Annotated in this window: 16 protein-coding genes and 1 pseudogene; 10 read left to right on the plus strand and 7 right to left on the minus strand. The window is 69.9% G+C overall.

Annotated elements, in window-relative coordinates:
• Nucleotides 1–1,311, minus strand: a 1,311-nt coding sequence (locus ABZ319_RS26505; protein ID WP_354989199.1) for a hypothetical protein, incomplete at its 3' end; no start/stop codon positions are given.
• A 379-nt stretch (nucleotides 1,312–1,690) separates the two neighbouring features.
• Here ABZ319_RS26505 and ABZ319_RS26510 point away from each other — a divergent pair.
• The 3 genes from ABZ319_RS26510 to ABZ319_RS26520 are packed head-to-tail and all read left to right on the plus strand — an operon-like array spanning nucleotide 1,691 to nucleotide 5,239.
• A complete protein-coding gene (locus tag ABZ319_RS26510; protein ID WP_354989200.1) occupies nucleotides 1,691–2,524 on the plus strand; it encodes a hypothetical protein in 834 nt (277 codons plus the stop codon).
• A 37-nt stretch (nucleotides 2,525–2,561) separates the two neighbouring features.
• Nucleotides 2,562–4,490, plus strand: coding sequence for a fumarate reductase/succinate dehydrogenase flavoprotein subunit (locus tag ABZ319_RS26515; RefSeq protein WP_354989201.1), 1,929 nt, complete (start codon nucleotides 2,562–2,564; stop codon nucleotides 4,488–4,490).
• Nucleotides 4,491–4,492: 2 nt separating this feature from the next.
• The gene (locus tag ABZ319_RS26520; protein WP_354989202.1) at nucleotides 4,493–5,239 is read left to right on the plus strand and encodes a succinate dehydrogenase/fumarate reductase iron-sulfur subunit; all 747 of its coding nucleotides are present in this window, start codon (nucleotides 4,493–4,495) and stop codon (nucleotides 5,237–5,239) included.
• A 389-nt stretch (nucleotides 5,240–5,628) separates the two neighbouring features.
• On the opposite strand, the gene ABZ319_RS26525 is transcribed toward ABZ319_RS26520, so the two are convergent.
• The gene (locus ABZ319_RS26525; RefSeq protein ID WP_354989203.1) at nucleotides 5,629–5,832 is read right to left on the minus strand and encodes a DUF397 domain-containing protein; all 204 of its coding nucleotides are present in this window, start codon (nucleotides 5,830–5,832) and stop codon (nucleotides 5,629–5,631) included.
• Between the two features lie 43 nt (nucleotides 5,833–5,875).
• On the minus strand, nucleotides 5,876–6,760 hold the full coding sequence (locus tag ABZ319_RS26530) for a helix-turn-helix transcriptional regulator (RefSeq protein ID WP_354989204.1): 885 nt from the start codon (nucleotides 6,758–6,760) through the stop codon (nucleotides 5,876–5,878).
• A 466-nt stretch (nucleotides 6,761–7,226) separates the two neighbouring features.
• Between ABZ319_RS26530 and ABZ319_RS26535 the strand changes: the two genes are divergently transcribed.
• The 4 genes and pseudogenes from ABZ319_RS26535 (at nucleotide 7,227) to ABZ319_RS26550 (ending at nucleotide 10,785) form a co-directional block, all read left to right on the plus strand.
• A complete protein-coding gene (locus ABZ319_RS26535; protein ID WP_354989205.1) occupies nucleotides 7,227–7,364 on the plus strand; it encodes a hypothetical protein in 138 nt (45 codons plus the stop codon).
• A gap of 464 nt (nucleotides 7,365–7,828) precedes the next feature.
• Nucleotides 7,829–8,695, plus strand: a complete 867-nt coding sequence (locus tag ABZ319_RS26540) for a sugar ABC transporter permease (RefSeq protein ID WP_354989206.1) — start codon at nucleotides 7,829–7,831, stop codon at nucleotides 8,693–8,695.
• The gene (locus tag ABZ319_RS26545) at nucleotides 8,685–9,530 is read left to right on the plus strand and encodes a carbohydrate ABC transporter permease (RefSeq protein ID WP_354989207.1); all 846 of its coding nucleotides are present in this window, start codon (nucleotides 8,685–8,687) and stop codon (nucleotides 9,528–9,530) included. Before ABZ319_RS26540 ends, ABZ319_RS26545 begins: the two co-directional genes overlap by 11 nt.
• Nucleotides 9,527–10,785, plus strand: a pseudogene (locus ABZ319_RS26550) (extracellular solute-binding protein). The gene ABZ319_RS26545 and the pseudogene ABZ319_RS26550 overlap by 4 nt, the downstream one beginning before the upstream one ends.
• A gap of 282 nt (nucleotides 10,786–11,067) precedes the next feature.
• On the opposite strand, the gene ABZ319_RS26555 reads toward ABZ319_RS26550, so the two are convergent.
• Nucleotides 11,068–11,985, minus strand: coding sequence for a DNA-3-methyladenine glycosylase 2 family protein (locus tag ABZ319_RS26555; protein WP_354989235.1), 918 nt, complete (start codon nucleotides 11,983–11,985; stop codon nucleotides 11,068–11,070).
• A 221-nt stretch (nucleotides 11,986–12,206) separates the two neighbouring features.
• Nucleotides 12,207–15,302 (minus strand): FAD-binding and (Fe-S)-binding domain-containing protein, encoded by a 3,096-nt coding sequence (locus tag ABZ319_RS26560; protein ID WP_354989208.1) that lies wholly within the window; start codon nucleotides 15,300–15,302, stop codon nucleotides 12,207–12,209.
• Nucleotides 15,303–15,618: 316 nt separating this feature from the next.
• Between ABZ319_RS26560 and ABZ319_RS26565 the strand changes: the two genes are divergently transcribed.
• The gene (locus tag ABZ319_RS26565) at nucleotides 15,619–15,774 is read left to right on the plus strand and encodes a hypothetical protein (RefSeq protein ID WP_354989209.1); all 156 of its coding nucleotides are present in this window, start codon (nucleotides 15,619–15,621) and stop codon (nucleotides 15,772–15,774) included.
• Nucleotides 15,775–15,921: 147 nt separating this feature from the next.
• On the opposite strand, the gene ABZ319_RS26570 is transcribed toward ABZ319_RS26565, so the two are convergent.
• Nucleotides 15,922–16,617 carry a DUF998 domain-containing protein gene (locus ABZ319_RS26570; RefSeq protein ID WP_354989210.1) on the minus strand — a complete coding sequence of 232 codons (696 nt, stop codon included), beginning with the start codon at nucleotides 16,615–16,617 and terminating at the stop codon, nucleotides 15,922–15,924.
• 586 nt (nucleotides 16,618–17,203) lie between these two features.
• Entirely contained in the window at nucleotides 17,204–17,641 is a 438-nt protein-coding gene (locus tag ABZ319_RS26575; protein WP_354989211.1) for a DoxX family protein, read from the minus strand.
• A 262-nt stretch (nucleotides 17,642–17,903) separates the two neighbouring features.
• On the opposite strand from ABZ319_RS26575, the gene ABZ319_RS26580 reads away from it, so the two are divergent.
• Together ABZ319_RS26580 and ABZ319_RS26585 are read left to right on the plus strand one after the other, a co-directional pair.
• Entirely contained in the window at nucleotides 17,904–19,784 is a 1,881-nt protein-coding gene (locus ABZ319_RS26580; protein ID WP_354989212.1) for an ABC transporter ATP-binding protein, read from the plus strand.
• Between the two features lie 25 nt (nucleotides 19,785–19,809).
• The gene (locus ABZ319_RS26585; protein WP_354989213.1) at nucleotides 19,810–20,772 is read left to right on the plus strand and encodes a class I SAM-dependent methyltransferase; all 963 of its coding nucleotides are present in this window, start codon (nucleotides 19,810–19,812) and stop codon (nucleotides 20,770–20,772) included.
• Nucleotides 20,773–20,983 lie beyond the last annotated feature (211 nt).

Raw genomic sequence — 20,983 nt, forward strand, 5'->3', positions numbered from 1 at the left:
GAGCGCGGCCAGCGCCCGGCCCGGTCCGGTGGGCGTGGCGACCAGGCCGAAACCGCCGTCGCGGCGGTCCAATTCGTGCAGCAGCGTCGTGACCATGCGCAGGCCGCCGGCGTTGCCCGGATCACCGAGCGCGATGGCCGCGCCGTGCACGTTCAGCTGTTCCACGGGATCGAAGCCGTTGTTCTCGCGCTCCCAGATCCGGGTCAGCGCCAGGATCTCCACCGCGCTGGTCTCGTCGATCTCGGCCAGGTCCAGATCGTTGGCGGTCAGGCCCGCCCGCGCGAGCACCCGGTCCATCGCCACCCCGGCCACCGGCAGCACGGCCTCCGGTTCGCCGGTGGCCGCGACCCAGCCGGCCACGTAGCCCAGCGCCTGCAGACCCAATTCGTCCAGCCGGTCCTCGGCCACCACCAGGCAGCCCGCGGCGGCCAGCGTGCGGGCGCTGCAATTGCCGACCGTGCGCACCCCGCCGGGCACGAACGGCTCCAGCGCCGCGAACGCGCGGTGCGAGACGTCGTCGCGCAGGCCCTCGTCCCGGTCGACGAGTTGCACCACACCGGAATTCACGTCGTCGGGGACCGCGTTCACCACGACCGGCGCGATCTCCGCGCCGAAGATGCCCTGGCGTCGCGCCCGCGCCGCGCGGCGGTGACTGGCCGCGGCGAAGTCGTCGGCCTCGGCGCGGCCGATGCCGTAGTGCTGGGCCAGCAGTTCGACCTGTTTGGATTCCCGGCCGCCGTGCGCGGCGTCGGCCCTGGCCCAGACCGCCAGCTGCTCACCGGTATCGGGCCCGGGCGGGCCGCCGCGCAGCACGTAGCCCGGCCCGCCGCGGGTGTCCGGGCGCTGGTTGCCGCGCAATCCGTCGGCGATGGAGAGATCGAAACCGCCGGGGCCGTTCCCGCGCGGACCGGGCGCGGGGCGTTGCGGCGCGGGCGGTTGCGCGGGAGCGGAGCCGGATCGCGGTGGCGCGCCGGGATATTCGGCGCCGAGGGCGAGCACCACGTCGGCCGACCCCGTCTGCACCATCATGGCGGCGGTGATCAGCGCGCGCAGACCGCCGCCGGTGCCCGCGCCGACCGCGAATTCGTCCAGGGTGCAGGGCAATCCGGCCAGCGGTATCGCGCCGCGCACCGCGGCGGCGTCCGGCGTCGCCGTGACGAGCTGCTCGATGCGGTGCGGATCGATGCCCGACCGCCCTACCACAGCGCTGAGCACGGTCGAAATCAAGCGCCGCGGCGCGACGCCCGATAGCGCCCCGCCCGGTAGCCCGACGGGGGTGCGCATGGGCATTACGATCGCGGCTCGCCTCATCGCCGGTTCCCTTCCAACTACCCCCTCGCAATCCGATCGCCGAGGGGTTTCCAGCTTCAGGGAAAAGGTCACCACACCCTTGTTGCTGGGGTGTGACGGAGTGGGAACGGAAGATTGCGCTGTTCGCACGGGATTTCGATGGGCGTTTCGTCTTATTCGCGAAACTCACTGGGGTACCGCGTTCTTCGCGAGATAGCCGTTCGTTCACCAACCGAACGACCGGCAGTGCGAACGCCGGATTGTGTTGCAAATCACTCGATCACGAATTCGCCGTACCCAGCTCGAGTGATAGCCGCCCTGTCGTAGGGTGCTCACCATCACATTCGATGCCGGAGGTAACGATGACGTTCCACGGGATAGAGCAGCGAGGCATCCAGCAGTGAGCGCCGCACCGATCAAGGCTCCCGAATCGAACGCAACCGGGGTATTCAGCAGGAGTCGCGCCGCGATTGCCGCGCGCACGCTGCGTACCGATCGGTGGTGGGTCCCGCCACTGCTCACCGTGCTCGGGTTGTCCGCCTTCATCATCTACGCGACCGTGCGCGCCTTCGTGCGCTCGGCCTACTGGGTCGCGGACTACCACTACCTGACGCCGTTCTACTCACCCTGCGTGAGCACCTCGTGCGTCGAGGGCTCCGCGCACTTCGGAACCCCGCTGGGCGAGCTGCCCATGTGGATTCCGCTGGGCTTTCTGGTGCTGCCGTTCCTGCTCGGCTTCCGGCTCACCTGCTACTACTACCGCAAGGCCTACTACCGGTCGGTGTGGCTCTCCCCGCCCGCCTGCGCGGTCGCCGAGCCGCACGCGAAATACACCGGGGAGACCAAGCTTCCGCTGATCATCCAGAACGCGCACCGCTACTTCTTCTACGTGGCGATCATCGTCTCGCTGATCAACACCTACGACGCGCTCGCGGCCTTCCACGGTAAGGACGGCGGCTTCGGGTTCGGCCTGGGCAACATCGTGCTGCTGGGCAACGTGATCCTGCTGTGGGCCTACACCGTGTCCTGCCACTCCTGCCGGCACATCGCGGGCGGGCGGCTCAAGCACTTCTCCAAGCATCCGGTGCGCTACTGGTACTGGACCCAGGTGTCCAAGCTCAACACCCGCCACATGCAGCTGGCCTGGACCACGCTCGGCACCCTGGTGCTCACCGACTTCTACGTCATGTTGGTCGCGAGCGAAACGATCAAAGATCTCCGATTCATCGGCTGATTCCTAATTCACATGTCTCCCAGGAGTATTCGGTCCTATGCCTGAAGTCGAACGGCACAAGTACGACGTCGTCGTGATCGGCGCCGGGGGCGCCGGACTGCGCGCGGTCATCGAAGCCCGTGAACACGGGCTCTCGGTCGCGGTGGTGTGCAAATCACTGTTCGGCAAGGCGCACACCGTCATGGCCGAGGGCGGCTGCGCGGCCGCCATGGGCAACGCCAACGAGAAGGACAGCTGGCAGACCCACTTCAAGGACACCATGCGCGGTGGCAAGTTCCTGAACAACTGGCGCATGGCCGAACTGCACGCGCAGGAGGCCCCGGACCGGGTCTGGGAGCTGGAAACCTATGGGGCGCTGTTCGACCGGACCAAGGACGGGCGGATCAGCCAGCGCAATTTCGGCGGGCACACCTACCCGCGCCTGGCGCACGTCGGCGACCGCACCGGCCTCGAGATCATCCGCACCATGCAGCAGAAGATCGTCTCGCTGCAGCAGGAGGACTTCGCGCAGACCGGCGACTACGAGTCCCGCATCAAGGTCTTCGCCGAATGCACCATCACCGAGCTGCTCAAGGACGGCGACAAGATCTCCGGGGCCTTCGGGTACTGGCGCGAGTCGGGCCGCTTCATCCTCTTCGAGACGCCCGCGGTGGTCCTGGCCACCGGCGGCATCGGCAAGTCCTACAAGACCACCTCGAACTCCTGGGAGTACACCGGCGACGGCCACGCGCTGGCCCTGCGCGCCGGGGCGACCCTGATCAACATGGAGTTCCTGCAGTTCCATCCGACCGGTATGGTCTGGCCGCCCAGCGTGCGCGGCATCCTGGTGACCGAGGGCGTGCGCGGTGACGGCGGCGTCCTGAAGAACACCGAGGGCAAGCGGTTCATGTTCGACTACATCCCCGCGGTGTTCAAGGGGCAGTACGCCGAATCGGAGGAGGAGGCCGATCAGTGGCTGAAGGACAACGACTCCGCACGCCGCACCCCCGATCTGCTGCCCCGCGACGAGGTGGCCCGCGCCATCAATGAAGAGGTGAAGGCGGGGCGCGGCACCAAGAACGGCGGCGTGTACCTCGACATCGCCTCGCGCATGCCCGCGGCCGAGATCGTCAGACGGCTGCCGTCCATGCACCACCAGTTCAAAGAGCTCGCCGACGTGGACATCACGAAGGAGCCCATGGAGGTCGGCCCGACGTGCCACTACGTCATGGGCGGCATCGAGGTGAACCCCGACACCGGCGCGGCCACGGTGCCCGGACTGTTCGCCGCCGGTGAGTGTTCCGGCGGCATGCACGGCTCCAACCGGCTCGGCGGCAACTCGCTCTCGGATCTGCTGGTCTTCGGCCGGCGCGCCGGTCTGGGCGCGGCCACCTACGTCGAGCAGCTCGCCGGACGGCCCGAGATCACCGACGACGACATCGCGGCCGCGGCCAAATCGGCTGTCGCGCCGTTCGATTCGCCGTCCGAGGGCACCGGCGAGAACCCGTACACCATGCACCTGGATCTGCAGCAGACCATGAACGATCTGGTCGGCATCATCCGCAAGGAACACGAGCTGCGGGCCGCCATCGAGAAGCTGTCCGAACTGCGGGACCGCTACGACGGGGTGACCATCGAGGGGCACCGGCAGTTCAATCCCGGCTGGCACCTGGCGCTGGATCTGCGCAACATGCTGCTGATCAGCGAATGCGTGGCCCAGGCCGCCCTGCTGCGCACCGAGAGCCGGGGCGGGCACACCCGGGACGACTTCCCCGGAATGGACGCGTCCTGGCGGAACAAACTGCTGGTCTGCCGCCTCGATCAGGACGAGATCGGCTTCTCGGTCCCGTCGGTGACGGTGACCGCCGAGGATCAGGAACCCATGCGCACCGACCTGCTGCAGCTGTTCGATGCCACGGAGCTCGAAAAGTACTACAGCCCAGCCGAACTCGCACCCGTGCGAGACGGCGCCGGAAAGGCGGAATAGCCATGGGTTACGACGCGAAATTCAAGGTCTGGCGCGGTGATCTCGACGGCGGTGAGCTGCGGGACTACACCGTCGAGGTGAACGAGGGCGAGGTGGTGCTCGATGTCATCCATCGCCTGCAGGCCACCCAGGCACCCGATCTGGCCGTGCGCTGGAATTGCAAAGCGGGCAAGTGCGGTTCCTGTTCGGCGGAGGTGAACGGCCGGCCCAAGCTGCTGTGCATGTGCCGCATGTCGACCTTCACCCAGGAAGAGACGGTGACGGTGACGCCCATGCGCACCTTCCCGGTGATTCGCGACCTGGTCACCGACGTCTCGTTCAATTACCGCAAGGCGCGCGAGATTCCGTCGTTCACGCCGCCGGTGGACCTCAAGTCCGGCGACTACCGCATGCAGCAGCGCGATGTGGAGCGGTCGCAGGAGTTCCGCAAATGCATCGAATGCTTCCTGTGCCAGAACACCTGCCACGTGGTCCGCGATCACGAGGAGAACAAGGAAGCCTTCTCCGGGCCGCGCTATCTCATGCGGATCGCGGAACTGGAAATGCATCCGCTCGACGTCGGTGACCGCCGCGACCTCGCGCAGGACGACGCCGGGCTCGGGCTGTGCAATATCACCAAGTGCTGCACCGACGTGTGCCCCGAGCACATCCAGATCACCGACAACGCGCTGATTCCGCTCAAGGAGCGGGTGGTGGACAACCGCTACGATCCGCTGGTCTGGCTGGGGAACAAGCTCTTCCGCAGGTAGGGCGGATACCGTTCCCGGATACGGCGGAGGGTGGCACTCGAATCGAGTGCCACCCTCGTGCGTTTCCGGAGCCGATAGTTGCGGCCCATCGCCCGCGTCGAACTCGAGCGCTCCGTCAGAGCATCGCGACGACCCCGAGCGCCACCGCGCCGACCAATACGCCCACGGCGAGCGCGGGCATCAATGCTCCGGTGAGTACGTATATGCCCATCGCCGATACCGCGAAGAGCATCCCTACGATCAGCCGTTCGACCCAGTCGTCAGGACCCATTTTCCGATACCGGGGACGATAACTTCTCAATCCACGGTCCACGGTTTATGGGTTACCCATGCTTAGCAGCGGCAAACATGTTTTCGTTGCACAACGGTCGCCGAGTCGTGATCTGCGATCAGACCTCGAATGCGCCGCGTTCCACCGCCGCGGTGAACGCCGCCCATTCGCCGCCGGCGAATACCAGCGCGGGCCCGCCGGGATTCTTGCTGTCGCGCACCCCCACTCGCGCCGCGGCCAGGAATGCCACCTCCACGCACTCCTTGCCCGCCCCGCTGCGACTGCTCTTGAACCAGCGCGCCCCGGCCAGCTCCATGCTCATCGTGCATCCTCTTCCCACGCTCGCTCTTCCCACGCTCGGTCCTTCATGAGTAGTCCTTGACCACCTGCCGCAGCAGGTACCTGCTGTCCTGGGCGTCGAGGGCGCAGTCCGCGAGATGATCGCGGGCCCGGCGATAACGCGCCACGTCGCCGTGTCTTTCGAGATAGAGATCGCCGGTGAAACCCTCGACGTAGACCACGGGCGGTTCCACCGGCTGCCCTTTGCTGTCGGATCCGAACTCCAGGATCACGAACGGACCGGTCGAAAGCCCCAGGGGGACACCGGCGGTGAAGGGCAGAATGCGCAAATCGACATTGGGCCGGGTACTCAGTTCCGCCAAGTGCCGCAGCTGTGCCGCCATCACCTTCGCACCTCCCACTGTGCGGCGCAAGACCGATTCGTGCAACACCATGGCGACCGTCGCCGGGTGCATGCGGCGGGTGATCATCGCCTGGCGCTGCATGCGCAGCTGAACGCGCCGATCCACTTCGGCCGCACCCTCTTCCGGGTAGCCCAGACCGTTCAGGGCCCTTGCATAGTCGGCGGTCTGGAGCAACCCGGGCACCAATTCCGATTGGTAGCAGGACAACTGCTGCGCGGATGCCTCGAGCCCGACGTAGACGTCGAAGTTCTCCGGGATGAGATCGCCGTAGGAGTGCCACCAGCTCTTGACCGCGGCCTGCTGCGCCAAACCCTTGAGCCCGTCGGCGATTTCGGCCGGGATCCCGTAGATGCGGCACAGCTCGTGGATGTCGATGGTGCGGATGCGATCCGCGTTGCCCTTCTCCAGCCGCTGCAGGGTGCTGGCGCCCCACTCCATGAGCCGGGCGGCCTCGGCGATGGTGAGGCCGGCCTGGCTGCGCCAATCCCGTAGATAGCGCCCCAGCTGACGGCGGGGCAGGGTGGATGACGCGGGACTATCGGACACGGGCGCGCTCCGTCTCGATCGCGAGCGGGATGGCCGGCGCCGGTGAGCGCCCGCTTTCCCGCGGGGATGGTGTTGCGGTACACCGGCTCCCGCCCGGGCTCGCTGCGCGGCGCTCGGCCGGGCCGCTCAGCGGCTGCGCGTGGGAGCTTCGTCCACTATGGGGAATCCTCCTCCCCCGAACGGATTCGCTGCTGGGAATTCGCGCAATTTTGCGTTCTCCTTTTCGAAACTCGCCCGCCGGGCGTCTGCTCGTGGTGTGCTGGATATGTGCCCGGAGAGGTGTTGCTAGGCCCCTTTCCTTTCCTGAGTCCTCCGGGCACTTCAGGAATCCCTTGCTGGAACGAGGAGTCATGGCCGAAGTCGTCACCCCTTCTCACCCTTTCGAAGCGGAGGTCGGGACATGCAACTGACCGCCCTCAATATGCATGTCGCCGGGTTGCTGCGGTGTCGCAGGGATCCGGGTCTCATGAGCGTCGAAGAAGCCCATTCGGCGATGCAACTGCATCTGGATTGCACCGTCGAGACCTGCCAGGTCCGCCGGCGAGCCCGGGCGACGCTGGTGGAGGAGGGACGATGCGTGCTCGACGAGCGCGCACTGCCGTGACGGGCGGTCCCGACCGGTACGAACGCATCGTGCACCGCCTGCTGTGGTGGCTGCTCGATCGGCGTACCGGCGCCGCCGCGACCAGGGTCGTCCGGGGAAGGCCCCTGGCCGTACAGACCGCTGCCGCAACGCCTTTCGATCGCCGGCGCGCCTAAACCTCCGGGCGCGGCGGTGCTGGCAGTCCCGCCGGCAGCAGCACGGTCCGGTTCATCCGCTCCACAGACGGCGGATGAACCGGACCGTATCCCCCGCTCGATTTCCGAACCGACCGGAATTGTTCCGCCGCGGTATCCGCGATTCCACGAATCGGTTCGGCTCGACATCCGGAGGGCAATCGACCTATTTGTCCGTACCGCGCGGTTTGCGGTGCGGTCGCGACATTGCGTTGTTCGAAATGCAAGGTTCACATCGAACTATTGCTTCGAATGCGGCATCGCGCGGGTAGTTCGGTAGCGTGCAACCCCATGAACCGGTCGGTTCGGCGTATTGCCACCAGTTATGCTCTGCTGCTGCCGAGTCTGCTCGGCATCGGCTGTTTTCTGTTGCTGCCCATCGTGATCGTGCTGTGGCTGAGTCTGCACAGCTGGAACCTGCTGGGCCCCATCGAATTCAGCGGCGTCGACAACTGGCGCGCGGTGCTCACCGATCGGCAGTTCGGGCATTCACTGCTGGTGACGCTCGCGCTCACGGCGCTCGTGGTGCCCGCGCAGACCGTCCTCGGGTTCACGGTCGCGGCCCTGCTCACCCGGCGCGCCCGCGGCGGCGCCGCCCTGCGGGTCGTGTACGCGCTGCCCTGGATGTGCGCGCCGGTCGCGGTCGGCGTGCTGTGGCAGTGGGTGTTCGCGCCCACCGGCGGCGCGCTGAACGCCGTCCTGGGCCGGCGCGTCGAATGGCTCAGCGAACCGGCGCTGGCGCTGCCCGCGGTGGCGCTGGTCATCGTGTGGATGAACCTGGGCTACGTGGCGCTGTTCTTCTTCGCCGGTCTGCGCGCCATCCCCGGCGAGCTCCTGGACGCCGGGGCGCTGGACGGCGCGACGGGCTGGCGGCGCACCCGCTGGCTGGTGCTGCCGCTGCTGCGCCCGACCATGTTCTTCGTGCTCGCCACCGGGGTGCTGAGCGTCTTCCAGACCTTCGACGCGGTGTACGCGCTGACCCGGGGCGGGCCGGACCACCGCACGGATGTCGTTGCCATGCGCATGTATTCGGAGGCGTTCGACGCGGCGCGGCCCGGGCGCGCGGCGGTCATGGCGATGGTGGTGTTCGCGGTCGTCCTGCTCATCACCCTCGCGCAGCAGCGGTACTTCCGGGATCGGACCGAGTATGAGTACTGAGCCGACGGGGACGGGACCGCGCGCGGCGGCCCGGAGCGCGGCGGCGTACGCGGTCCTGGTGGCCGGTGCGCTGCTCACGGTCGCGCCGCTGGTGCTCAGCGCCATGACGGCGGTGAAGACCAGCGAACAGTTCGCCGGCGAATCCGCGCTCGCCCCACCGCATCCGGTGACGTTCGAGAACTTCGCGACCGTTCTGGACCAGGGCCTGGGGCGGGCGGTGCTGGTGACCGCGCTGATGACCGTCTGCATCACCTGCGGGCAGCTGATCGTCTCGATCATGGCGGCCTACGCCTTCGCGCGGACCAGCTTTCCCGGGCGGGACGTGCTGTTCTGGGTGTACCTGGGGACCATGATGGTGCCCGCCGCGGTGACCCTGATCCCGCTGTATCTGCTGTTCGCACGGCTGGGCTGGCTCAACACCTTCTGGGCGCTGGTGCTGCCCTTCGTCTTCGGCTCGCCGTACGCCATATTCCTGCTGCGCCAGTACTTTCTCGCCATCCCGGCCGAGATCATCGACGCCGCGCGCATGGACGGCGCGAACACGCTCGACATCCTGGTGAGCATCGTCGTGCCCATGAGCCGGCCGATCCTGGCGACGCTGACGCTCATCACCGTGGTCGCGCAGTGGAACAATTTCATGTGGCCGCTGGTCGCGGTCGGCGGGCCGAAGTGGCACGTGCTGACGGTGGCGACCGCGAACATGCAGACGCGGTACAACGCGCAGTGGCCGCTGGTCATGGCCGCGACGACCCTGGCCATCGCGCCGCTGGTGCTGTTGTTCCTGGTGTTCCAGCGGCAGGTGCTGCGTTCCATCGCGTGGACGGGGTTGAAGTGAAGGACTCCACGCGGGCGGTGCTCGGGATCGCACTGGCGATCGCGCTGATCGTCGGGGCGGCGCTGTGGCTGGGGCGCGACGCGGCTAGTTCGGGACGCACCGTGCTGCGGCTGCGGGTGTGGGATCAGAGCTTCGTGGCGGCCTACCGGGCGTCCCTGGACGAGTTCGAGCGCGCCAACCCCGACATCGAGGTGCGAATCACGCTGGTGCCGTGGGCTTTCTACGCGCGCAAACTGCGGCTCGATGTCGCGGGCGGGATAGCCGACGATCTCTTCTGGACCGGCATGTACGAGGACTACGCCGATGCCGGGCGACTGCTGGATCTCGGAGGACCGGACGCGGGCTGGGACCGGTTCGCGGTCGGCCAGTTCACGCGCGACGGGAAGCTCTGGGCGGTACCGCAATTCGTGGACGGCGGGAGCGCGGTGTACTACAACCGTGCGCTGCTGGCCGCGGCCGGAGTGGATCCCCGGGAGCTGGGCGACCTGCGCTGGAGTCCGGACGGTGGGGCGGACACCTTCCGGCCGGTGCTGCGCAGGCTGGCCGGGGCGGGGACGTGGCCGTACAACGCGGCCGAGGACTTTCAGTCGATCGAGCTGCCGTACCTCGGATCCGCCGGTGGGGCGCTGCAGAATCCGGCGGGCCAGTTCGTCTTCGCCGATGACGCCGGGCGCGTCGCCTTCGAGTACCTGGTCCGGCTGGTTGCCGACGGGTTGTCGCCGTCGGCGGCCGACACCAACACCGGCGGGGACTTCGTCAAGAACGCCTTCCTCCAGGGGAAGCTGGCACTGTTCCAGTCCGGGTCGTTCAACCTCGCGACGATCGACCGGGACGCGGGATTCGAGTGGGCCTGGCGCTGATTCCCCGGGGTCCGGCCGGGCGGATCAGCGCGAACAACGCGGTCGGGGTGGCGGGCAACGCCGCGACCCGGCACCCCGAGCAGGTGCGGCGGGTGCTGGCGTGGCTGGGGAGCGCGGCGGGGAACCGGTACCTGGGGCTGGACGGGAACACCATTCCGGCGGTCGTGTCCGAACAGCGGGTGTACCGCGACTATTGGGCGGGGCGCGGGGTGGACGTCTCCCCGTTCTTCGACGTGCTGCGGGACGGGCAGACCGGCGCCGGGGGCGGGCCCGGGTTCCCGGCGGCGCTCGAGGCGATGGATCCGATACTCGCCGAGATGTTCCTCGGGCGGGTGCCGGTGCCGCTCGCGCTGGAGCGGGCACAGGCCGCGGCCACCGATGCCGTGCGGGGGTGAATTGCGCGGCGGCCCGCCGGCCCGGGCGAAGCCGGCAGCGACCCGGCGGCCCGAGGGGAGTCGCCGGCGGCCCGGAACACCGCGGCGCGCCCGCACATTCGGGCGATCGACCGCTGACGGCGGTGGTTCGCCATCGCCCCGTGGTTCCTCGTCACCCCGGCGCTCTTCGGGCATGCCGGGTGTCCGCAGAGATCGTGACTGGGCGGCGCAAGGGATCTTGCCTCGATTGCGGAGGGTCGGGCGGGATGCCGGGGGGTGCGTGCCTGTCCGCCCGGGGAGGCGCTAGATGCGGCTGTGGTCGGTGTACGGGGTGCGGGGGCCGAACTTCGGTTTGCGCGCGAAACCCGCGAGGCCGAGCAGGCGGACAGCCCGATAGCGGTGCGGGCGTAGGGGTTCCAGGTAGTCGACCATCTCGGCGTCGTCGATCGGCCTGCCCAGCAGCGTCCAGCCGACGATGGCGGCCAGGTGGAAATCGCCCACCGACAGGGCATCCGGGTCGCCGAAGGCGCGCTGGGCGATCTCGGCGGCCGTCCAGACGCCGATACCGGGGACCGTGCACAGGCGTTTCGCGGCGTCGGCGTGGTCCAGGGTCGCGGCTTGCTCGAGCTTGGCGGCGATACGGGCCGCCAGCACAATGGTTTTCGAGCGTTGCGGGCCGACGTTCGCGCGGTGGTAGTCCCAGGACGGGATGTGCCGCCAGGTGTCGGCGTCGGGCATCAGGCGCAGGCCCTCGGGGGCCGGACCCGGGGCGGGGGCACCGTGCCGCCACACCAGGTGCCGCCACGACGCGTGCGCGGTCTTGGTGTGCACCTTCTGTTCCAGCACCGCGGGGACCAGGGCCTCGAACACCAGGCCGGTGCGCAGCATGCGCAGGCCCGGGTTGCGGCGGTGCGCCTCGGCGACCTTCGGGTGCTCGGGCGTGAAATCGGTGAGGTCCTCGTCCAGGCAGAGCATGGCGGGCAGCCGTTCCAGGAACTCCTGCGCGCCGGGTCCCCAGGCTCGCGCGTCGACGGCGCAGCGGTCGGCCTGGCGCAGCCGGTAGGTGACCGGGCCGCTCGGCATGCGGGACGCGTGCCAGTGCGCGCCGTCCGAGGTCTCCCGATGGGTCGGGTCCCCGAACCCGCGCCGCAGTGGGGCGACGGTGGCGGCGAGGTCGATCGGGCGCTCGGACCGCACCGTTCGGGCGGATTCGGACGGCACCGTGCGGGTGCTCTCGGCGGGCACCGTGCGCGCGGCGTCGCGGGCAATCGGAGCGGAGGTCACCGGGACATTCTGCGCCAGTGACCGCGGCCACGGCCGGGCGGTGCCGGATGGGCACGGTCGTCCCGCAGCCGGCCACCGCCGCGCGGACAGTCGGGCCGCCGCCGCGGATGCAGACAGCTGCCGGCGCGCTGCTGAGCCGTTCGATCATCCGGCACCCGTCATGGATCCAGCAGGAACTGCGCCAGGTGCTGCGCCGGGCGACCCGCCAGGTGATCGGCCTGGGTGCGGCAGCTGAAGCCGTCGGCGATCAGGACGGTGCCCGCGTCCGCCTCCCGCAGGGCCGGCAGCAGGCCGTTCTCGGCGACCGCCACCGACACCTCGTAGTGGCCGCGCTGCATGCCGAAGTTTCCGGCCAGGCCGCAGCAGCCCGCGATCTCGCGCACCCGCGCGCCGGTGCGTTCCAGGATGCGGCGCTCGGCGGCGAAGCCCGACACCGCGTGTTCGTGGCAGTGCGGCTGGACCACGACGCTACGGTCGCTGCGATCCGGCGGCTGCCAGCCCGGTTGGGCTTCGAGGAACTCCGCGAGGGTGCGTACCGCCCCCGCCACGGCATGGGCGCGCTCGTCGTCGGCCAGCAGACGCGGCAGGTCCTCGCGCAGGGTCGCGGTGCAGGACGGCTCCAGCCCGACCACCACTCCCCCGGCGCGCACGTGCTCGTGCAACGCGTCCACCGTGGCCCGGAGCCGTTTGCGCGCGCCGTCCAACTGGCCGGTGCTGATCCAGGTCAGGCCGCAGCACAGGCGGCGCTCGGGCACTCGGACTTCGATGCCGAGGGTCTCGATCAATTCGGCAGCCGCCCAGAGTATTTCGGGGTCGAATGCGTCGCTGAAGGTGTCCGCCCACAGCAGGACGGGCGCGTTCCCGACACCGGCCGGCGCCCCTCCACGACCGCCCGGCGCAGCGCCACGCCCCGCGGGCGTCCGGTCACCACCCGACAGCGCCGCGCCAATACCTGTCGGCGCGGCATCGGTACCGGTGGCCGGTGTCGCGGGCGCGGGCATCGGATTCGGCTCTGTGGCAGCGGGCTCGGTTCCGGCAGCGGTGGGAATGGGGTCGCTCGCGAACGCGTCGTCGGCGGCGGGGGACTTCCCCCGGGCAGGTGCGATCGGGACGGATTCGGGGTGCACAGCCGGACCGGGTTCCGGGGGGAGTGCCGGCGCGGGGGCGTACCCGGCCCTGGGGTTCACCGCCGGTTGCGAACGGCCGCGCGCACGCCACTCCCGCCGGAACGGATTCGGGGACAGGGCGGGAAAGGGGCGGCGGGGGTCCAGGCCGGCGGCGCGGGCGGCGGGCCTGCGCAGGATCGCGCGGGTGGTTACCGCGTTCACCAGGCGGGGGAAACGGGTTGCGGCGGTCAGCCATTGGGGGAGGCGGCCCAGGGAGTAGTGGTCCAGGGGGCGGGGACGGCGGTGGTAGCGGCGGTGCAGGGTCTCGGATTTGTAGGTGGCCATATCGATTCCGGCGGGACAGTCGGAATGGCAGGCCTTACAGGACAGGCACAGGTCCAGGGATTCGGCGACCGCGTCCGAGCGCCAGTCGAGGTCGCCGCGGACCACCTCCTGCAGGACGCGGGCGCGGGCGCGGGTGCTGTCCTTCTCGTCGGCGGTGGCCAGGTAGGACGGGCACATGAAACCGCCGGACGCGCTGCTGTCGGCGCGGCATTTGCCCAGGCCGACGCAGCGGTGCACGGCGGTGGCCAGGTCGCCGTCGACCGGGAACGCGAAGCCGCCCGCGGCGGGGAGCGGGCGCAGGCCCGCCAGGCGCAGGTCGGCGTCCACCGGGCGGGGGCGGACCAGGACGCCGGGGTTGAGGACGTCGTCCGGGTCGAACAGGGCCTTGAAGCCCGCGAACGCGTCCAGGGCCGCGGGAGAATACATGTGGCGCAACAGTTCCGAACGGGCGCGGCCGTCGCCGTGTTCACCCGACAGCGAGCCGCCGAAGCGCACCACCTGCTGCGCGGCGTCTTCGAGGAACGCTCGAAACCGCTGTGGCGCATCGGCTATCGGCAGGTCGAGGCGGACGTGGATGCAGCCGTCGCCGAAATGGCCGTAGAGCAGGCCGTCGAGGCCGTGCGCGCGCGTGAGTTCGGCGAATTCACGCAGGTACGCGCCGAGGCGCTCGGGCGGCACCGCCGCGTCCTCCCAGCCCGGCCAGGCGGGCGCGCCGTCGGGCGTGCGCCCGGCCAGTCCCGCGCCGTCGGCGCGAATGCCCCACAGCGCCTTGGCCTCTCGCGGGTCCAGCACCACCCGCGCGTCGACCGCGTTCGCGGTCTTCCCGAGCGTCTCGGCCGCCGCGCGTGCCTGGGCGGCGGAGTCGGCGGCCAGTTCCACCAGGAGCCAGCCCGCGCCGCGCGGCAGTTCCGGCACGCGGCCGCGATGCACGCGCACCAGGTCGACCAGCCGCGCGTCCATGCCCTCCACCGCGATGGGCGCTGCGGCCATGACGGCGGCAATATCGTCGGCGGCCGCGGGCATGTCGGCGTAGCCCAGCACCACGAGCGCGGTGGCGCGGGGCGCCGGCACCAGCGCGACGGTCGCCTCGAGCAGCAGCCCGCAGGTCCCCTCGGTCCCGACGAACGCCTTGGCGACGGCCGAATTCCGTTCGGGCAGCAGATGTTCGAGCGAATAGCCCGAGGCCTGCCGCTCGAAGCGGCCGAGCTCGGTACGGATGACGGCGAGGTTGGCCCGGGTGAACTCGGCCAGTCCCGGCACCGCCGCCGGGTCGTTCGCCAGCCGCCGCACCGCCCCGCGCCCGTCGAGAACGCGCAGCTCCCGCACGGTGTCGGAGGTCCGCCCCCAGGCCACCGCCCGCGGCCCGCAGGCGTTGTTGCCGATCATCCCGCCGAGCGTGCACCGGTTCTGCGTCGACGGATCCGGCCCGAACCGCAGTCCGTGCGGCGCGACCCGCCGCTGCAACGTCTCGAGCACCACCCCCGGCTGCACCCGGGCCTGCCCCTGCTCGACGTCCACCTCGAGCACCGCGTTCATATGCCTGCTGAAATCCACCACCAGCCCGGGCCCGATCGCGTTGCCCGCCACCGATGTCCCCGCACCCCGCGCGGTGACGCCGACCCCCTCGCCCCGCGCGAATTCCAGCGCGACGGCCACGTCCTCGTCCGTCCGCGGAAACACCACCGCCGCCGGCAGGACCCGATAGTTCGACGCGTCCGACGAGTACTCGACCCGCCGCCGCACCGACCCGTCGACCTCCCCGGCCAGCCGCCCCCGCAGCTCGCGCACGAACGATTCACTCATCACGCCAGCCTAGAGCCCGTGCCCGGGCGCGGATCGCAGGTCCGAACCCGTCGCCCTTCCGGGTGATCCGGCCGAAAAGGCATGGCGGGCGCGGCGGGCCGGGTGCGACCATGCCGTTATGACCGATTGAAGAGCACGGCCAGAGAATCGCCGCTGGCGCTGGATCAAGGTGCAGTCGTTCGCATCGCGGCACGACGATCGCTGGACATGCGACGCCTGCGGCTCGGCGGTCCGCACGTACCGATATCGCTATTACCCGCCTGAATCCACATCCTTCGAACGCTGCATCGGCTTCTTCTGGTGCGGTGGCTGTCGTGTGTACACCAGTGCGCTGGTGTACGTACCGCGCGGGGAGGAACTGGTGGACCTGCTCGCCGGGCTGCCTCCCGATGAACGAGAACACGTGCTGCGCGGGGAAATCCGGCTCATCGCCTACATCGATGAACGGATGAGCCGAGCGGAGCGGGGCTGAGCCGAGTGCCGGGCGATCCCCGCGGCCTCCGTGCAATCGAAAGCGCGCACGGGGCGGTGTTCGAAAGGGCCGGCGGAAACGCGTCAACGGCACGAAGCAGGGACACGCTCGTAGCCGGGACCGGGCCGGACCCGGCTTCGGGCCGAATCACGCACCCGCGCCGGACTGTGCCGCCGCGGCGGACCGGCGGCGGGCGACGCGCAGCACATCGCAGCCGTACAGGATGGTCCACACCAGGAACGGGAACGCGGCGACGCGCTCCCACAGGCCGAACTGGCCGGGGCCGCCCACTCCCGCCACCATGAGGACGAGCCCCGCCACCGCCACCGCCCCGATCGCCACGCCGAAGCGCGCGATGACCGGCCAGTCGCGCGTCCGGCCGATCGCGATCGACAGGCACAGCAGCGACGCGATGCCGCCGCCGATCGCGACGATCGCGCCGATGACGTGCCACCGCGCGGAGGTGTCCTCGGGATTCAGCCCGACCACGATCAGGCCCGCACCCGTGGCGACCGCGAGCCCGGTTCCGAAGCGGCCGAGCCGGTTTCGGGGCAGCGTCGGCGCGAGCATGAGCGCCCCCGCCACCAGGCAGGCGCCGGCGATCACCCAGGACACATTCGCGACGAGATGCCACGGCGAGCACACCCACCGCTCCCCCGACGCCGCACAGTTCGCCGCCCCGAGGTCACTGATCGCGTTGCGCACCCAGCTGTACGGGGTGTCCCACCCGCCCTGCACGACGAACAGGAACACGAAGTACTGCACGACCAGCACCCACACGATCGCCCCGGCCCGCGCCCGCCGGTCGAGCCCGCCGGATAGTTCGAATCCCGAGTTCGCCACGGCTGCATCCTCCCCCGCCCGACCCTCCCCGCGCCGTTTCCGCCTCGACCCCGGCGATCCCCGCGACCCCGCGACCGCAGCATTCCCCTGACCACGCAACCGCGGCAAGCCCCGTACCGAGCGTCTGCAGCGTTCTCCTGACCACGCGACCACGGCGATCCCCCGGTCCGCGCAACCGCAGCGAACCCTGGCCACACGACAGCAGCGAACCCCTGACCACGCGACTGCGGGCAATCCCTACAACCCCACAAATCTCACCGACCGCCTAACCACACAACTGCGGGCAATCCCCACAACCACACCACCGCGCCGATGCCCTGACTACGGGATCCGGTGGATTCCATAGCGCTGGGGAGCCAATCCCCCGCAACCGCACAAACACAGTGATGCATCAACTAATCGCGCTGGGGAGGCAATCCCTGTTCCCCACCAAGCCGGCAAACCACCTGCCCCGCGACCCGAGCCGGGTGCGCGGGCCAGGTGGCCGCGGGTTCGATCGCCGCCAACCCGACGGGCGATCGAACGGGGAGACGACCGTTGATCGGCGGGGCGGGCCCGCCGATCAACGGTCGTGTCTATGGATTTGTCAGCGCGCGAGGGCGGTGCGCAGGTCGGTGACGGTGGCGCGGCGCTCGTAGGCGATCCAGGCGAAGATCGCGGCCAGCACCAGGGGGAAGATCGCCATCTCGGGCTTGCCGGCGATGAAGGCCTGGGTGCCCGCGGCCAGGACGGTCAGGACCGAGAGGCCCGCGGCGGCCAGGGCGGTCAGCTTCGGGACCATCAGGCCGATGCCGCCCGCGACCTCGACGACGCCGATGAAGATGAGCAGGCCCATCGGGATGGTCAGGTTCTCGGGGGCGTTCTCCATCAACGTGTTCGGGATGACCAGCTTGGGGCCGCCGGAAGCGATGATGAAGAACAGGCCGAGCACGATCTGCAGGGTCCACAGCACCCGGTTGCGGATCTTGCCGGGGCGGTAGGTGTCGGTGGTGGAGAAAGCGGCGGTGGGGTTCGCGGTGGTCATCTTCTTGTCCTTCTGGTCCGTCGCGCCGGGTTGGTAGCGCGTTCAACAGCTAGGACGAACCACCCGCCGAGAACTCATCGCTCCCGCCGAAACTTTTTTTCACAGCCCCGGGACCAGGCCCGACGCGGGCGGCGGTCCCGGAACGCCGCCGCGTTCGCTGTCGGCGAAGCGCCGCGCGAGATGGCTTGCGGTGAACCTTTGTTGAGGTTTTAGTGTCGGTGGTCCGGGGTTCGATGGACTCCGAACGGTGAGGAGTTCGGCGATGAGTATGGAATCGGTGGCGTGGGATCAGCTGTATCGGCAGATGCACGCCAACAACGAGGAACGACCGTTGCGGATGGTGACGGCGAAGCGGATCTTCGAATTCGCGGGCGGGCACCACCGGCGACTGCTGGCGTTCCTGGTGTTCAGCGTCGTGTCGGCGGTGCTGGCCGTGGCCACGCCGGTGCTGGCCGGACGCGTCGTCGACAACATCGTCAACGGGTCCGCGCCGCGCACGGTCGTGCTGCTGGCGGTGATCATCGCGGCGGTCGCGGTGCTGGACGCGGCACTGGGACTGGTGATCCGGCTGCTGTCCGCGCGCATCGGCGAAGGGCTGATCTTCGATCTGCGGACCGCCGTGTTCGACCATGTGCAGCGGATGCCCGTCGCCTTCTTCACCCGCACCCGCACCGGCGCCCTGGTCAGCCGGTTGAACAACGACGTCATCGGCGCGCAGCGGGCCTTCAGCTCGACGCTGTCCGGGGTGGTCACCAACGTGGTGATGCTGGTCCTCACCCTGGTGGTGATGCTCCGATTGTCCTGGCAGATCACGCTGCTGGCGCTGATCCTGCTGCCGGTGTTCGTGCTGCCCGCGCGGCGCATGGGCGAGAAGCTCGCCGGGATCCAGCGCGAGGCCGCGGGCCTGGACGCCCGGATGAGCACCCAGATGACCGAGCGTTTCTCCGCGCCGGGCGCGACGCTGGTCAAACTCTTCGGCCGGCCGACCCGCGAATCGGAGGAGTTCGCCGCGCGCGCGGGACGGGTCCGCGACATCGGCGTCCGCACCGCGATGCTGCAGACGGTGTTCATCACCGCGCTCACCCTGGTCTCGGCCCTGGCCCTGGCCCTGGTGTACGGACTCGGCGGCTGGTTCGCACTGAGCGGACAGCTGGAAGCCGGTTCGGTGGTGGCACTCTCGCTGCTGCTCACCCGGCTGTACTCCCCGCTCACCGCGCTGGCCAGCGCCCGCGTGGACATCATGTCCGCCATGGTGAGCTTCGAGCGGGTCTTCGAGATCCTGGATCTGGAACCGCTGATCAAGGACGCCCCCGACGCCGAGCCCGCCCCCGACGGCCCCATCGCCGTGGAACTGGACCGCGTGAACTTCGGCTACCCGGCCGCGGACAAGGTGTCCCTGGCCTCCCTCGAGGACGTGGCCACGCTGGACGCCCGCGGCGGCGAGCAGGTGCTGCACGAGGTGTCGCTGCGCGCCGAGCCCGGGCAGATGGTCGCCCTGGTCGGATCCTCCGGCGCGGGCAAATCCACCATCGCCCAACTGGTTTCGCGGCTCTACGACGTGGACTCGGGCGCCGTTCGCCTCGGCGGCCGGGACGTGCGCGAGCTCACCGGCCGGTCCATCCAGGACACCGTCGGCCTGGTCACCCAGGACGGGCACCTGTTCCACGACTCCATCCGGGCCAACCTGACGCTGGCCCGGCCCGGCGCCACCGAGGCGGAACTGTGGGACGCGCTCGAACGCGCACGGCTGGGCGAGCTCATCGCCGCGCTGCCCGACGGCCTGGACACCGTGGTCGGCGAGCGCGGCTACCGGCTCTCGGGCGGGGAACGCCAGCGTCTGACCATCGCCCGGCTCCTGCTCAAGCAGCCCCGCGTGGTGATCCTGGACGAGGCCACCGCCTCGCTGGACTCCACCTCCGAAGCCGCCGTGCAGGAGGCCCTGGCCGAGGCGCTCGCCGGCCGCACCGCGCTGGTGATCGCGCACCGGCTGTCCACCATCCGCAACGCCGATCAGATCGTGGTCCTCGAGCACGGCAGCGTCGTGGAACGCGGCACCCACACCCAGCTGCTGGCCGCGGACGGGCGCTACGCCGAGCTGTACCGCACCCAGTTCGCCGATGACGCCACCCCGGCGGCCGCCTGAGACCACGATGAGTAGCGTCGAACCCATGGGAGCACACACGCACAGTCATGGGCACGGGCACTCACACGGGACCGGCCACGACCACTCGCACGGCCGGTCCCACGGTCACGGTCATGGGCACACCCATGACGGCATCGATTGGACCCTGCAACTGGCCAACCTGCGCCGGGACGATGCCATGGGCGAGGAGAGCAGCGCGCTGATCGCGCGCAGGCTCATCGGCCTGGTCACCACCGAACTCCCGACCATCGTCGACATCGGCGCGGGCGCCGGCGGCCAGAGCGCCGCGCTGGCCCGCGAGCTGGCGGGCCGCGGCGGCGGCCGGCTGGTGATCGTGGACGCGGTGCCCGAACTCATCGAGGCCGCGCGCGCGACCGTGGACAACGCGCTCGCCGGGGACGACCGGGTCCGGGTCGAGACCGTGCACGCCGACGCCGCCGACGACGCGCTGGCCGACCTGGTGCCGCGGGCGGACGTGGTGTGGGCCTCGCGCATGGTGCACCACCTGCCCGATCAGCAGGCGGGCACCGACCGGCTCGCCCGGCTGTTGCACCCGGAAGGCTGGCTGGCGCTGTCCGAGGGCGGACTCGGCACCCGTTGTCTGCCTTGGGATCTCGGCATCGGCGCACCCGGTCTGCAGGACCGCCTGCTGGCCGCGCGCGACGCGGGCTTCGGGCGCATGCGCGCGGAGATCCCGGCCGCCGTGCGCATGCCCTACGGCTGGGGCACCGCGCTCGAACGCGCCGGATTGCACACGGTCACCTCGTTCAGTGTGCTGACCGAACATCCCGCGCCCCCGAGCAAGGAGGTCCGCGACAGCGTGGTCGCCTGGCTCGAAGCGCTGCGCACCCATATCGGCGCGGACATCGCGGCGGCGGATCGCGAAACCATCGACGCACTGCTGGATTCCACCGCGCCCACCTTCATCGCCACGCGCGAGGACATCTTCATGCTCGGCGCGTCGACCATCTATCTCGGGCAGCGCTGACCCGACGGGACCGGGCGCCGGAATCCGCGGATCGGGCCCGGACCAGTCCCGCAACGATTTCGCGTTGATCATGATCTTCATCAGGTGCCGGAGCGAGACCGGGCCGTAACCGGACCGTTAAGGTCCGGCCGGTCCGAAACCCCCTGGTGTACGGCATAATTCGACTTCCCTGGCACAGCCGATCGGATGCTTGTTTCACAGGCCGGGGGAG

Origin of the sequence: Nocardia sp. NPDC005978, from assembly GCF_040614455.1 — a bacterium.
Lineage (GTDB): Bacteria > Actinomycetota > Actinomycetes > Mycobacteriales > Mycobacteriaceae > Nocardia.

Coding starts and splice junctions, on each gene's coding strand:
- ABZ319_RS26515 (WP_354989201.1), top strand. CDS start 2,562: ATGCCTGAAGTCGAACGGCACAAGTACGACGTCGTCGTGATCGGCGCC.
- ABZ319_RS26520 (WP_354989202.1), top strand. CDS start 4,493: ATGGGTTACGACGCGAAATTCAAGGTCTGGCGCGGTGATCTCGACGGC.
- ABZ319_RS26525 (WP_354989203.1), bottom strand. CDS start 5,832: ATGAGCATGGAGCTGGCCGGGGCGCGCTGGTTCAAGAGCAGTCGCAGC.
- ABZ319_RS26535 (WP_354989205.1), top strand. CDS start 7,227: ATGAGCGTCGAAGAAGCCCATTCGGCGATGCAACTGCATCTGGATTGC.
- ABZ319_RS26540 (WP_354989206.1), top strand. CDS start 7,829: ATGAACCGGTCGGTTCGGCGTATTGCCACCAGTTATGCTCTGCTGCTG.
- ABZ319_RS26545 (WP_354989207.1), top strand. CDS start 8,685: ATGAGTACTGAGCCGACGGGGACGGGACCGCGCGCGGCGGCCCGGAGC.
- ABZ319_RS26560 (WP_354989208.1), bottom strand. CDS start 15,302: ATGAGTGAATCGTTCGTGCGCGAGCTGCGGGGGCGGCTGGCCGGGGAG.
- ABZ319_RS26575 (WP_354989211.1), bottom strand. CDS start 17,641: ATGACCACCGCGAACCCCACCGCCGCTTTCTCCACCACCGACACCTAC.
- ABZ319_RS26580 (WP_354989212.1), top strand. CDS start 17,904: ATGAGTATGGAATCGGTGGCGTGGGATCAGCTGTATCGGCAGATGCAC.
- ABZ319_RS26585 (WP_354989213.1), top strand. CDS start 19,810: ATGGGAGCACACACGCACAGTCATGGGCACGGGCACTCACACGGGACC.